We start from the raw sequence: 13,241 nt of genomic DNA, 5'->3' as shown, positions 1-13,241 counted from the left end.
GCCTGGGCGGGCGGTTCTTTCGGTGCGGGCGTAATGCGTGGTGTCAGTGGAACTGTTCTTCTTCGGTGGAGCCGGTCAGGGCCGTCACCGACGATACACCGCCCTGGATCACGGTCGTCATGTCGTCGAAGTAGCCGGTGCCCACTTCCTGCTGGTGAGCCACGAAGGTGTAACCCTTGGCGGCGTCGGCGAACTCCTGTTCCTGCAGTTTCACATACGCGGTCATGTCGTTGCGGGCGTAGTCGTGCGCCAGATTGAACATGCTGTGCCACATGTTGTGAATACCTGCCAGCGTGATGAATTGGTGCTTGTAGCCCATTGCTGACAGCTCACGCTGAAATTTCGCAATGGTTGCGTCGTCCAGGTTTTTCTTCCAGTTGAAAGAAGGCGAGCAGTTGTAGGACAGCAACTGGTCCGGGTATTCCTTCTTGATCGCCTCGGCAAAGCGACGCGCCTCGTCCAGGTCCGGTTTGGCGGTTTCGCACCAGATCAGATCGGCATACGGGGCGTACGCCAGACCACGCGAAATCGCTTGATCCAGGCCTGCACGTACTTTGTAGAAGCCTTCCGGCGTGCGCTGGCCGGTGACGAACGGCTGGTCGTAAGGGTCGCAGTCGGAAGTCAGCAAGTCTGCGGCATTGGCGTCAGTACGGGCCAGAATGATCGTCGGGACGCCGGCAACGTCCGCCGCCAAACGCGCCGCCACCAGTTTCTGCACGGCTTCCTGAGTCGGCACCAGCACTTTGCCGCCCATGTGTCCGCATTTCTTCACCGAAGCCAGTTGATCTTCGAAGTGCACACCGGCTGCGCCTGCCTCGATCATGCTTTTCATCAACTCGTAGGCGTTCAGCACGCCACCGAAACCCGCCTCGGCATCCGCCACGATGGGTGCGAAATAATCGATATAGCCTTCATCGCCGGGATTCTTGCCGGCTTTCCACTGAATCTGGTCGGCACGACGGAACGAGTTGTTGATGCGCTTGACCACGGTAGGCACCGAATCGACCGGGTACAGCGACTGGTCCGGGTACATGGATTCGGCGGAGTTGTTGTCGGCGGCTACTTGCCAGCCCGAAAGGTAGATCGCCTGGATCCCGGCCTTCACTTGCTGCACGGCCTGACCACCGGTCAAGGCCCCCATGCAGTTGACGAAGTCCTTGTCTGGCCGAAATGACGGCCTGGCACCTTGGGTGACCAGATTCCAGAGCTTGTCGGCGCCCATCTTTGCCAGGGTGTGTTCCGGTTGAACCGATCCACGCAAGCGCACCACGTCTGCGGCGGAATAAGTACGGGTCACCTGTTTCCAGCGCGGATTTTCAGCCCAGTCTTTTTCGAGAGCCGCTATTTGTTGTTCGCGTGTCAGTGCCATGGAGATAAACCTCTAGAAGTAGGTCTTGTTGGAAAGTCCTGCTCCGCCAAAACGCCTTGTTTATCGAAGGCACGGTATATGGCTGCTCGCTGACCCGAGGTCCGGTTCCAGGACCGCAGTGTGCAAAGGGCGCGAAAGGTGAACGATGGGCTCGAAGGTGGAGAGCAGGTACCGGGACATGACTCAGTCAGGTTGACAGTCTGGCTCGTGGATGCCGTTGTGCGTCACCAAAAAGCCTTGCCGGGTTACCGTTTACGCTTCCGTCCCTCGGGACAACTTCGTTCCAGTCGCAACCTCGTCAAACTGCCTTGTGGGCGGTGCGGACACGAATCGGCTCAAGTGGGTGAGTCAGAGCGCGATTCGAAGGCCTTTTCGAGGCCTCTGATCAGCGGGAGCGAGGCAATCATGCCTCGCAGGTTTTGCCTCGTCAAACGATTTGTAGTGCTTTTTATTAATCACTACATAATCCGTGAAAAGAGACTGACTGGTCATTAAAAGGCCCGTAGGTACTGGGTTTCAGGCCCATGCAGGCTATTCGAGAGTTTGCACCATGACGCGTAATACCATGTCGTCCCGGCCCTGAGTGGAGTAGCGCTGCGCTTCGCCACTCTGTTCGGCTATCGATTGGTCGCTGCTGCTGGCCAGGGTGATCCATTCCCCGAGGCGACCGCTGACTTGACTGTCGGTGCTTTGCACTTTGATTGCGTCCGGCCGTTCCTGGCTCATGCGGTCGCGGTTGGTGCTGATGTTCAGGTGCACGTTGTCGCCGGTGACGCTTGCGGTGACGTAGAAACCCTGGGTGACGTTGCGGTACTCGGTATTGCTTTGCGCGTAACCATACGAGTCAGTGGACGAGGTGGTCAGCGGCACGCTTTGTCCGATCTGGATCAGCGCCGGAGTGCCCTCACTGGTCTGAATCTGCTGCACGCCGCCTTCGCGGCTTGTCGTGCCGTAATTGATCACGCGTGAACCGTTGGCGCTGCGGGACGCGTTTTCACTGGTGTCTACGCTGATGAGCAGGCGCTTCGGTGCCGTGTCCAGTTGTGAGATCAAGGTGCGAAGTTCTTCGATCTTGCGCGAATCGGCATTGACGACCAGCTGGTTTTCGTAGGCGCTGACCGTGCCGTCCTGGCCCAGAAATGACTTGGCGACCGGCAGGAGGTCTGCGCTGGTGCGGTAATTGAGTGGCACAATTTCCGTGGCGGCGAGGGTGTAGGAGCTGAAGGCGATCAACAGTGAAGCGAGCAGGGTACGTCCTGACATGTCCATTCTCCGCGATGGGGCCGTAAAGCATGAGTGTGCCATGTTGTCGGCCTGGCGCAGGCAATCTGAATGGCAGAAACACAAAACGCCCCGGCATTCTGTGCTCCAGCCTGGTCAGGCTGGGTACGAAGGCGGGGCGTTGTGATTGTGTAGTGCGCTTGAAAACGCCTACATAAGATTCTCAGCTATGACGGACCATGTCTACGTGAGGCAGGCCGGCTTCCAGGAACTCGTCGCTGACCACGGTAAAGCCGAAACGCTCGTAGAACGCTGCGGCTTGAACCTGTGCGCTGAGCTTCTGTTGCTTCAGCCCACGCCTTTCCGCTTCGCCGATCACTGCAGTGAGCAGTGCTTCGCCTGCTTTTAGCCCGCGCCAGTCCTTGAGCACCGACAGACGTCCGATTTCACCATCGTGCAGCAGCCGGGCGGTGCCAACCGGATAATCGCCTTCGTAGGCCAGGAAATGCACGGCCTCCATGTCTTCCGAATCCCATTCCAGTTCCGGCGGTACCGATTGCTCGGCGATGAAGACCGCGTCGCGAATACGCCGGATATCGGCGTTGTTCTTCTGCCAGTCTGCAACAGATACGGTGATTTTATTCATCGGCAAATCCCAGGCTTCCTTGTTTTACGAGTTCGCAAAGCAGATTGCGACCTTCTTCATCGGTCAGCCATTGACCGAGGTTTTCAGCGTGCAGTGCATCGGCGGCACAGATCAGCTTGAGCAGTTCGCGCAAGCTGCCCGGCAGCAAGCGGCTCTGGCCACTGGCAAACAGTAGCAGATCATCGTCCACTTCCGACCAGGCCAGGCGCGCACTCGGGTTGCGAATCAGCACCGCGCCTTGTTCGAGGCTGTCGAGCAGGTCTTCTTCTTCCAGTTCAGGCCCGGTGACCAATTCCGGGTAACGCGGTTCGGTCATGAACTGGCCAAACCAGGTCAGCAGCAGGCGCTCGTCGCCCATGTGTTCGGCCAGCAGGGCTTTGAGGCGGTCGAGTGCGTCGTGCTGGATCTGATGCGGGTCGCTAACCGGCTGTGCATCGGCATCGGTGTAGCGCTCTTCATCCGGAATGAACTGGCTGAGGAAGTCGGTGAAGTGGGTCAGTACCTCGGCCGCACTGGGGGCGCGGAAGCCGACCGAATACGTCAGGCAGTCATCCACCGCCACGCCGCAGTGAGCCAGGCGAGGCGGTAGGTACAGCATGTCGCCCGGTTCCAGGGTCCACTCTTCGGTGGCCTCGAAGTCGGCGAGGATGCGCAGGTCTGCGTGTTGCAGCAGGGCGCTGTCGGAGTCGCACATCTGGCCGATCTGCCAGTGACGCTTGCCGTGACCTTGCAGCAGGAATACGTCGTAGTTGTCGAAGTGTGGACCGACGCTGCCCCCTGGCGCGGCGTAGCTGATCATTACGTCATCGATCCGCCAGCTCGGCAGAAAGCGGAAGTTTTCCAGCAGTTCACCCACTTCCGGAACGAATTGATCGACCGCCTGAACCAGCAGGGTCCATTCACGCTCCGGCAGCTTGCTGAACTCATCTTCAGCAAAGGGGCCGCGACGTAGCTCCCATGGACGCTCGCCGTTTTCGATGACCAGTCGCGACTCGACTTCTTCTTCAAGAGCAAGGCCGGCCAGTTCGTCCGCATCGATCGGGCTCTGGAAGTCCGGCAGTGCCTGGCGGATCAGCAATGGCTTTTTCTGCCAGTAATCACGCAGGAAAACGCGCGCGCTGATGCCGCCCAAAAGTTGAAGAGGAATATCAGGATTCATGTGTAAGCCCTTGAAATGAAAACGCCCGGCACAGCCGGGCGTGTGCAAATGGTATTGCGTGTCAGATGCGCTTGGCCTGGGCTGCCGCATTGCCGATGTAGTTGGCAGGCGTGAGCGTCTTTAGCTCGGCCTTCGCTTCGGCAGGCATGTTCAGACCGTCGATGAAAGTTTGCAGCGCTTGTGGGGTAATGCCCTTGCCGCGTGTCAGTTCTTTCAGCTTTTCGTACGGGTTTTCGATGTTGTAGCGACGCATGACCGTCTGGATCGGCTCGGCCAACACTTCCCAGCAGGCATCCAGGTCAGCGGCAATACGTTGTTCGTTCAATTCCAGCTTGCTGATGCCTTTCAGGCTGGCTTCATAGGCGATCACGCTATGAGCGAAGCCGACGCCGAGGTTGCGCAACACGGTCGAGTCGGTCAGGTCGCGCTGCCAGCGGGAAATCGGCAGCTTGCTGGCCAGGTGCTGGAACAGCGCATTGGCGATACCCAGATTGCCTTCGGAGTTTTCGAAGTCGATCGGGTTGACCTTGTGCGGCATGGTCGATGAGCCGATTTCGCCTGCAATGGTGCGCTGCTTGAAGTAGCCCAGCGAGATGTAACCCCAGATATCGCGGTCGAAGTCGATCAGGATGGTGTTGAAGCGCGCAATCGCGTCGAACAGTTCGGCGATGTAGTCGTGCGGCTCGATCTGGGTGGTATACGGGTTGAAGCCCAGGCCCAGTTCCTCTTCGATGAAAGCGCGTGCGTTGGCTTCCCAGTCGATATCGGCGTAGGCCGACAGGTGCGCGTTGTAGTTGCCGACTGCGCCGTTGATCTTGCCCAGCAGGGGCACGGCCGCAATCTGGGTGATCTGGCGTTCCAGGCGGTAGACGACGTTGGCCAGCTCCTTGCCCAGAGTGGTCGGGGAAGCTGGCTGGCCGTGGGTGCGGGACAGCATGGGTACGTCGGCGAAGCGGATGGCCAGTTCGCGAATGGCGTCGGCGATCTGACGCATCAACGGCAGCATCACGTTATCGCGGCCTTCACGCAGCATCAGCGCGTGGGACAGGTTGTTGATGTCCTCGCTGGTGCAGGCGAAATGGATGAATTCGCTGACCTTTTCCAGCTCCGGCAGCTTGGCCGCCTGTTCCTTGAGCAGGTACTCCACGGCTTTCACGTCGTGGTTTGTGGTGCGCTCGATTTCTTTTACGCGCTCGGCGTGCTCCACGGAAAAGTCTTCTGCCAGCGCATTGAGGATCGCATTGGCCTGCGCGGAGAACGCCGGGACTTCGGTGATCTGTGGATGGGCTGCCAGACGCTGGAGCCAGCGTACTTCAACCATCACGCGAAAACGGATCAGGCCGTATTCGCTGAAAACGGGGCGCAAGGCCTGGGTTTTGCCGGCGTAGCGGCCATCAACAGGGGAAACCGCGGTGAGCGAAGAAAGCTGCATGGGGTGCTCTCGGACAGTCGGGCAACGAAAAGGGGCGCGTATCATACATGAAAAATCAGTCCGACTGAGGCGGACTGACCAGCGTAGATCACACCGTGCCTGTGGTGGTGAAGGTCATTGTTGCGCGGCGGGTCAGCCGTGCAGCAATGGGTAGAGTTCTTTCAACATCTTGCGTCGATTGAAGACCAGTTGCCAGCGATGACCGCCCACTTGCCGCCACAGGCGCGCGGAGCGGATACCGGCCAGCAGCAGGGCGCGAATCTTCGAGGCGTTGTTGGGCTGCTGCAGGTTACGCATGTCGCCGTGCACCTGAATACGCTGGCGCAGTGTGCTCAGGGTGTCCTGGTACAGCGCGGCAGTGGCGGCAATCACGTTCTCGTGCGCCACGCCGAAATGCTCGACTTGGGACTGAATGACCGGAATGCGTTTGCCGATGGTCTCCAGCATGTCGTCACGCTTGGCCAACTGACGTTCCAGGCCCAGCATCGACAGTGCATAGCGCAGTGGCTCGCGTTGCAGGGTCGCGGGGTCGCGCTCCAAAGCGCTGACCATGGCGCGATAGCCTTCGTGCAGATTCAGGTCGTCGCCGCCGTACACGTCCAGCGTGTCCTTGGGATCGACGATTAGCAGGCTGCCGATCATGCAGCTCAACGCTGCCTCGCTGACCTGTCCGGTCTTGGCAATTCTGTCGACCAGAACGGCGGCCTGGAATACACCTCCCAGAGCGGTTAATTGTTCCTGAGTCGGTGTCATCAACGCGTATCCTTGCTGGTCCAGGGTTCGGCGATTTCGATCACGCCGCCGCCCAGGCAGATTTCGCCATCGTAGAACACCACGGACTGGCCAGGTGTCACGGCGCGCTGTGGTTCGTCGAACGTGGCGCGGTAGCCGACGGCAGTTTTTTCCAGCGTGCACTGCTGGTCGCCCTGACGATAGCGAACCTTGGCGGTCAACTTGCGCGGGCTGCTCAGGTCGATGGGGTTGACCCAGTAGATTTCCGAGGAAACCAGCGCCCGGGAGAACAGCCACGGGTGATCGTTGCCCTGGCCTACGATCAGTTCGTTATGCTCCAGGTCCTTGACCAGTACGTACCAAGGGTCGTCGCTGGCGTCCTTGAGGCCGCCAATGCCCAAGCCCTGACGCTGGCCGATGGTGTGGTACATCAAACCGCTGTGGCGACCGATGACTTCGCCTTCGGTGGTCTTGATTTCGCCCGGCTGCGCTGGCAGGTACTGGCGCAGGAAGTCAGTAAAGCGCCGCTCGCCAATGAAGCAGATGCCAGTGGAATCCTTTTTCCTGGCCGTCGCCAGGCCGTGCTTTTCCGCGATGGCCCGCACTTCCGGCTTTTCCAGTTCGCCGACCGGAAACAGGGTTCTGGCGATCTGCTTGCCGCCGACGGCGTGCAGGAAGTAGCTCTGGTCCTTGTTCGGGTCCAGTCCCTTGAGCAGTTCGGTACGTCCGTCAATGTCACGGCGGCGCACATAGTGGCCCGTGGCAATCAGATCGGCGCCAAGCATGAGGGCGTAGTCGAGGAAGGCCTTGAACTTGATTTCCCGGTTGCACAGGATGTCGGGGTTGGGAGTGCGCCCGGCCTTGTACTCTTCCAGGAAATGTTCGAAGACATTGTCCCAGTATTCCGCCGCGAAGTTGGCGGTGTGCAGCTTTATGCCGATCTTGTCGCACACGGCCTGAGCATCGGCCAGGTCTTCGCGGGCGGTGCAATATTCCGTTCCGTCGTCTTCTTCCCAGTTCTTCATGAACAAGCCTTCCACCTGATAACCCTGCTCCATGAGCAGTACGGCGGAAACGGAAGAGTCCACGCCGCCGGACATGCCGACTATGACGCGCTTCATTTCTGAGTTGGAGGGGGCTGGATCACGCATAGGGATTCAATGGGTGGCCTTGAAAAGGACGCGATTCTATCAGGCTGAGGGCGTCGAGTCTCACGCCTTGTCGCGCAGCAGGTCGAGACTGAAACGTTCGGCATTCAAATAATCATCGACGCAGCGCAGCACCAGTTCGCTGCGCCAGCGTGCCTGCTCGGTCATCAGTTCATCCCGGGTTAGCCACAGGGGGCCGACGATGCCTTCATCAAGTGTGTAGTCCGGATGATGGCGCAGTGCTTTGGCCGCGAAGCAGATACGCTGATACGTGACGCCATTGCTCGGCGCGGTATAAAGGTAAATGCCTACCACGCCGGTCAGTTCGACGTCCCAGCCGGTTTCTTCGAGTGTTTCGCGTACGGCAGCGTGTTGCAGGCTTTCGTCCGGATCCAGGTGGCCGGCCGGCTGATTGAGTACCTTGCGTCCGGCCTTGATCTCTTCGACGAACAGAAAGCGGCCCTGATCCTCGACGATCGTGGCGACGGTGACATGGGCTTGCCAGGTCATAGGGAGCTCCTTTGAGAGTAGGGACAGGCGGGGGCGCGATGTGCGTGCTGCGGGCCTTTGCTGTTCTGAATGCAAAAGGCCCCGACGCATGCGTCGGGGCCTTGCTTGAGGGTGACGCCGCGAAGCGTCGCCCATCAATCCCTTACAACGCGGCGATGGCTGCGTTCAAGGTCGCGCTCGGGCGCATGGCTTTGCTGGTCTTCTCGGCATTGGCGTAGTAGTAGCCACCGATTTCCACCGGTTTGCCTTGCACCGCACCCAGTTCGGCAACGATTTTTTCTTCGTTGTCGGTCAGGGTCTTGGCCAGCGGAGCGAACTGAGCCTTCAGGGCTGCATCGTCATTCTGCGCAGCCAGTGCCTGGGCCCAGAACAGGGTGAGGTAGAAGTGGCTGCCGCGGTTGTCGATGCCCCCGACCTTACGCGAAGGCGACTTGTTACGGTCCAGGAACTCGCCAGTGGCCTGGTCGAGGGTCTTGGACAGCACCAATGCTTTCGGGTTGTTGTAGGCATTGCCCAGATGTTCCAGCGAAGCGGCCAGCGCCAGGAATTCGCCCAGCGAGTCCCAACGCAGGAAGTTCTCTTCGACGAACTGCTGAACGTGCTTCGGAGCCGAACCGCCGGCACCGGTCTCGAACAGGCCACCGCCATTCATCAGCGGTACGATCGACAGCATTTTTGCGCTGGTGCCCAGTTCCATGATCGGGAACAGGTCGGTCAGGTAGTCGCGCAGCACGTTACCGGTTACCGAGATGGTGTCCTTGCCGGCGCGGGTGCGCTCCAGGGTCAGCTTCATGGCTTCGACCGGCGACAGGATCTGGATGTCCAGGCCCGAGGTGTCGTGATCGCGCAGGTACTGACGCACTTTCTCGATCATCACGCTGTCGTGCGCGCGGGAAGCGTCCAGCCAGAAAATGGCCGGAGTGTTGCTGGCGCGTGCGCGGTTCACGGCCAGTTTGACCCAGTCCTGGATTGGCGCGTCCTTGGCCTGGCACATGCGCCAGATGTCGCCGGTCTCGACCTTCTGCTCCATGAGCAGCTTGCCCTGACTGTCGGTGACACGCACTACGCCGTCGGTCTTGATCTGGAAGGTTTTGTCGTGCGAGCCGTATTCTTCGGCCTTCTGAGCCATAAGGCCAACGTTTGGCACACTGCCCATGGTGGTCGGATCGAAAGCGCCGTTCTTCTTGCAGTCTTCGATCACAGCCTGATAAATGGTGGCGTAGCAGCGATCCGGGATCACGGCCTTGGCATCGTGCAGCTGGCCATCGGTGCCCCACATCTTGCCGGAATCACGGATCATCGCAGGCATCGATGCATCGACGATCACGTCGCTTGGCACGTGCAGGTTGGTGATGCCCTTGTCGGAGTTGACCATCGCCAGTTGTGGGCGTACGGCGTAAACCGCGTCGATATCGGCTTTGATCTCGGCCTGCTTGTCAGCGGGCAGGGTGCCTATACGGTCGTACAGGTCGCCGATGCCATTGTTCAGGCTAAAGCCGATCTGCTTGAGTGTATCGGCGTGCTTGGTCAGCGCATCCTTGTAGAACTCGTCGACGATCAGACCGAACATGATCGGATCGGAGATTTTCATCATGGTGGCTTTCAGGTGCACAGAGAACAGCACGCCTTGCTTCTTGGCGTCTTCGATCTCGGCAGCGATGAAGCTACGCAGGGCTTTTGCGCTCATGACCGAGCAGTCGACGATCTCGCCCGCCTTGACGGCCGTTTTTTCCTTGAGAACGGTCGTGGTGCCGTCCTGAGCTACCAGTTCGATCTTGACGGTGTTGTCGGCGTCGATCTGGGCCGCTTTTTCGCTGCCGTAGAAGTCGCCGTTGCTCATGTGGGCTACGTGAGCCTTGGAGTCGGCCGACCAGGTGCCCATCTTGTGCGGGTGCTTGCGAGCGTAGTTCTTGACCGACAGCGGTGCGCGGCGGTCGGAGTTGCCTTCGCGCAGAACCGGGTTCACGGCGCTGCCCTTGACCTTGTCGTAGCGGGCGCGGGTTTCTTTCTCGGCGTCGGTGGACGGTGCTTCAGGGTAGTCGGGAATCTTGAAACCCTGCTCCTGAAGCTCCTTGATGGTGGCTTTCAGCTGTGGAACGGAGGCGCTGATGTTAGGCAGTTTGATGATGTTGGCTTCTGGCGTGGTAGCCAGTTTGCCCAGCTCGGCGAGATGATCCGGCACTTGTTGATCGGCGCCAAGCGACTCCGGGAAGCTGGAGAGAACGCGGCCTGCCAGGGAGATATCACGCGTTTCCACGTCGATATCGGAGGAGGCGGTGAACGCTTCGATAATGGGCAGCAGCGAATAGGTGGCGAGGGCCGGAGCTTCGTCGGTGAAGGTGTAGATGATCTTCGAGCGGTTGGACATTCGTATTAACTCTCTGTTTTGCTGAGCATGCACAAAATCTCGATACGCGCAGGGTATGCACTCTGCTCACAGTTCAGTCATGAGCCTGGGTCGAGGTTTATTCGCGGTGATGTTGGGTGCATCAGTCGAGCGTCAAGCTGCCGGACGAGCATCAGTCCGGCGCATCTGGAAGGCTGAGAAGTCTGTTTCAGACGGGTCAGCCTTTATGACTCTGCGGTCACGGCGCGCAGTATATCAAACCCTTGGCGCCACGCATTAATGCTATGCGTGCTATCGAATAATGAATATTCGCCGATGGTCGAACGAAACCGCTCTGGCCCAATGTTTTCAAGCGTTTTGCGCGGTGTCCGCCAGGCGCTTGGGTTTGCGGCTGCCAATGGGCGTGGCTACGCTCAAGGGTTGTCATGCAGTCCAAACAGACCCGAAAACGGAGTCAGTCATGGAATCCAGGATAATCATTCCAAGCAATGGTGAGAAAATAGCAGTCAACGCCGATCACTCATTGAAAGTCCCTGACAACCCGATCATCCCGTTCATCGAAGGCGACGGTATCGGTGTCGACATCAGTCCGGTGATGATCGAGGTCGTCAACGCCGCCGTTCAAAAGGCGTATGAGGGACAACGCAAGATCTTCTGGATGGAGGTCTACGCTGGCGAAAAGGCGACACAGATCTATGGCCCGGATACGTGGCTTCCTGCCGAAACCCTGCAGGCGGTGAGGGAGTACGTCGTGTCTATCAAAGGGCCGCTTACCACGCCTGTCGGCGGAGGCATCCGTTCGCTGAACGTCGCGCTTCGTCAGGAGCTGGACCTTTACGTCTGCCTGCGCCCGGTTCGCTGGTTCGAAGGCGTGCCCAGTCCGGTGAAAAAGCCGGGCGATGTGAATATGACGATTTTTCGCGAAAATTCGGAAGACATTTACGCTGGAATCGAATGGCGGGCGGGTTCAGCCGAGGCTGAAAAAGTCATCGGATTTTTGAAGGAGGAGATGGGCGTTACCAAAATCCGCTTCGAGCAGGACTGCGGCATCGGCGTCAAACCGGTCTCCAAAGAAGGTACTCAACGCCTGGTGCGCAAGGCGCTGCAATACATTGTCGACAACAATCGGACTTCGCTGACTATCGTCCACAAAGGCAACATCATGAAATACACCGAGGGCGCCTTCAAGGAGTGGGGCTATGAGGTGGCGACAAATGAGTTTGGAGCGACCTTGCTCGATGGCGGTCCGTGGATGCGGTTCAAAAACGCCAAAACCGGCAGAGAGGTCGTGGTAAAAGACGTGATCGCTGACGCCATGTTGCAGCAGATCCTGTTGAGGCCAGCCGACTATGATGTGATCGCTACGCTCAACCTCAATGGCGACTACCTTTCCGATGCCCTGGCGGCTCAGGTGGGTGGGATCGGCATCGCGCCTGGCGCGAATCTGTCGGACACCGTGGCGATGTTCGAGGCGACGCACGGAACAGCGCCCAGGTATGCAGGCAAGGATCAGGTCAATCCCGGTTCGTTGATTCTGTCGGCTGAAATGATGTTGCGGCACATGGGGTGGACCGAGGCGGCCGACCTGATCATCAAGGGCACCAACGGCGCAATCTCCGCTAAAACGGTGACCTATGACTTTGAGCGTTTGATGGAGGGAGCAACGTTGCTGTCCTCATCAGCATTCGGCAATGCGCTGATTGCGCACATGTAACGCCTGTCCAGCGATCCAGAACTGCCGGTTCAGACGGGTCTGAACCGGCAGTTTCCTATGGCTGGCGTTTGTGGTGGTTCGCCTCAGGCTGGCACATTGGAAGCTTTCTGGGTCGCATTCGAACCCTCAGCCGCAGCGCTGACGCTTGCTGTGACTGTGGTGATGTTCACTGCATGCAGACCTTTCGGGCCCTGGATAATCTCGAAGCTGACCGGTTGGCCCGCCTTGAGTGTTTTGTAACCATCCATGTTGATAGCCGAATAATGGGCGAACAGATCTTCATCCCTGCCGTCGGCAAGGATAAATCCATAGCCTTTTGCATTATTGAACCACTTGACTTTACCACTGAGCATAGCCATATCCCTCTGCAAAGGACTCCGTCTGGAGTATCATCCACCTCAATCCGCCTGACCTAAAAAATTTTGGTTGACTGCGCGGACCCTTTTTACCCAATGTGGGCTCTATTGTTTGTAACACCGTTTAGCTGATAGTCAAGGTCATGCGGCAGTCCATTTGAAAACCGGTCAGACTGCGACTAACGCTCAATCCGCCCTTTACCATGAACGTTTCTTTCCATGCATGCATTCAGCAAGATTCGACTAACATTCAATCAGGATGGTCCGCAGTCACACGAGGACGACTCGGCTGGCATCGCAGTGCAGGACGCCAAGCCGACCCTGCAGGCTCCACCGATGTACAAGGTGGTTTTGTTTAACGATGACTACACCCCGATGGATTTCGTCGTTGAAGTGCTCGAGGTGTTTTTTAACCTGAATCGTGAGCTGGCCACCAAGGTCATGCTGGCCGTCCATACAGAGGGACGGGCAGTCTGCGGATTGTTTACCCGCGACATCGCCGAGACCAAGGCAATGCAGGTCAATCAATACGCCAGGGAGAGCCAGCATCCACTACTCTGTGAGATCGAGAAGGACGGTTAATCGCCGACCACTTGGGTATGAGGTG

Annotated in this window: 12 protein-coding genes; 2 read left to right on the top strand and 10 right to left on the bottom strand. The window is 58.5% G+C overall.

The genetic code is table 11. The features are described from left to right. Window positions 1–43 precede the first annotated feature (43 nt). From aceA to BZK31_RS03750, 9 genes are all read right to left on the bottom strand, one after another. Window positions 44–1,369, bottom strand: coding sequence for an isocitrate lyase (gene aceA / locus BZK31_RS03795; protein ID WP_083181369.1), 1,326 nt, complete (start codon window positions 1,367–1,369; stop codon window positions 44–46). Between the two features lie 531 nt (window positions 1,370–1,900). Continuing rightward, the gene (locus BZK31_RS03785) at window positions 1,901–2,632 is read right to left on the bottom strand and encodes a secretin N-terminal domain-containing protein (protein WP_083181367.1); all 732 of its coding nucleotides are present in this window, start codon (window positions 2,630–2,632) and stop codon (window positions 1,901–1,903) included. A 181-nt stretch (window positions 2,633–2,813) separates the two neighbouring features. Then, window positions 2,814–3,236, bottom strand: coding sequence for a GNAT family N-acetyltransferase (locus BZK31_RS03780; RefSeq protein WP_083181366.1), 423 nt, complete (start codon window positions 3,234–3,236; stop codon window positions 2,814–2,816). Further along, window positions 3,229–4,395 carry a ribosomal protein uL16 3-hydroxylase gene (locus tag BZK31_RS03775; protein WP_083181364.1) on the bottom strand — a complete coding sequence of 389 codons (1,167 nt, stop codon included), beginning with the start codon at window positions 4,393–4,395 and terminating at the stop codon, window positions 3,229–3,231. The genes BZK31_RS03780 and BZK31_RS03775 overlap by 8 nt, the downstream gene beginning before the upstream one ends. A 61-nt stretch (window positions 4,396–4,456) precedes the next feature. Next, a complete protein-coding gene (gene purB / locus BZK31_RS03770) occupies window positions 4,457–5,827 on the bottom strand; it encodes an adenylosuccinate lyase (RefSeq protein WP_083181362.1) in 1,371 nt (456 codons plus the stop codon). A gap of 132 nt (window positions 5,828–5,959) precedes the next feature. Next, window positions 5,960–6,580 (bottom strand): high frequency lysogenization protein HflD, encoded by a 621-nt coding sequence (gene hflD, locus BZK31_RS03765; protein WP_083181361.1) that lies wholly within the window; start codon window positions 6,578–6,580, stop codon window positions 5,960–5,962. Further along, a complete protein-coding gene (gene mnmA, locus BZK31_RS03760) occupies window positions 6,580–7,710 on the bottom strand; it encodes a tRNA 2-thiouridine(34) synthase MnmA (RefSeq protein WP_083181359.1) in 1,131 nt (376 codons plus the stop codon). Before mnmA ends, hflD begins: the two co-directional genes overlap by 1 nt. A 60-nt stretch (window positions 7,711–7,770) precedes the next feature. Next, complete coding sequence (locus tag BZK31_RS03755) at window positions 7,771–8,217, bottom strand: NUDIX hydrolase (protein WP_083181358.1); 447 nt, start codon at window positions 8,215–8,217, stop codon at window positions 7,771–7,773. Between the two features lie 142 nt (window positions 8,218–8,359). After that, a complete protein-coding gene (locus tag BZK31_RS03750; protein WP_083181356.1) occupies window positions 8,360–10,585 on the bottom strand; it encodes an NADP-dependent isocitrate dehydrogenase in 2,226 nt (741 codons plus the stop codon). Window positions 10,586–11,024: 439 nt separating this feature from the next. Between BZK31_RS03750 and icd the strand changes: the two genes are divergently transcribed. Beyond that, window positions 11,025–12,278 carry an NADP-dependent isocitrate dehydrogenase gene (icd, locus tag BZK31_RS03745; RefSeq protein ID WP_083181355.1) on the top strand — a complete coding sequence of 418 codons (1,254 nt, stop codon included), beginning with the start codon at window positions 11,025–11,027 and terminating at the stop codon, window positions 12,276–12,278. Window positions 12,279–12,361: 83 nt separating this feature from the next. Here the strand turns inward: icd and cspD are convergent, their stop codons facing one another. Further along, the gene (gene cspD, locus BZK31_RS03740; protein WP_083181353.1) at window positions 12,362–12,631 is read right to left on the bottom strand and encodes a cold shock domain-containing protein CspD; all 270 of its coding nucleotides are present in this window, start codon (window positions 12,629–12,631) and stop codon (window positions 12,362–12,364) included. Between the two features lie 222 nt (window positions 12,632–12,853). On the opposite strand from cspD, the gene clpS reads away from it, so the two are divergent. Beyond that, the gene (clpS, locus tag BZK31_RS03735; protein WP_004884680.1) at window positions 12,854–13,216 is read left to right on the top strand and encodes an ATP-dependent Clp protease adapter ClpS; all 363 of its coding nucleotides are present in this window, start codon (window positions 12,854–12,856) and stop codon (window positions 13,214–13,216) included. Window positions 13,217–13,241 lie beyond the last annotated feature (25 nt).

It is taken from the genome of Pseudomonas floridensis (assembly GCF_002087235.1).
GTDB classification, from domain to species: Bacteria; Pseudomonadota; Gammaproteobacteria; order Pseudomonadales; family Pseudomonadaceae; genus Aquipseudomonas; species Aquipseudomonas floridensis.
The sequence above is the reverse complement of the archived record's forward strand: the minus strand, read 5'-3'. Positions and strand labels throughout refer to the sequence as shown.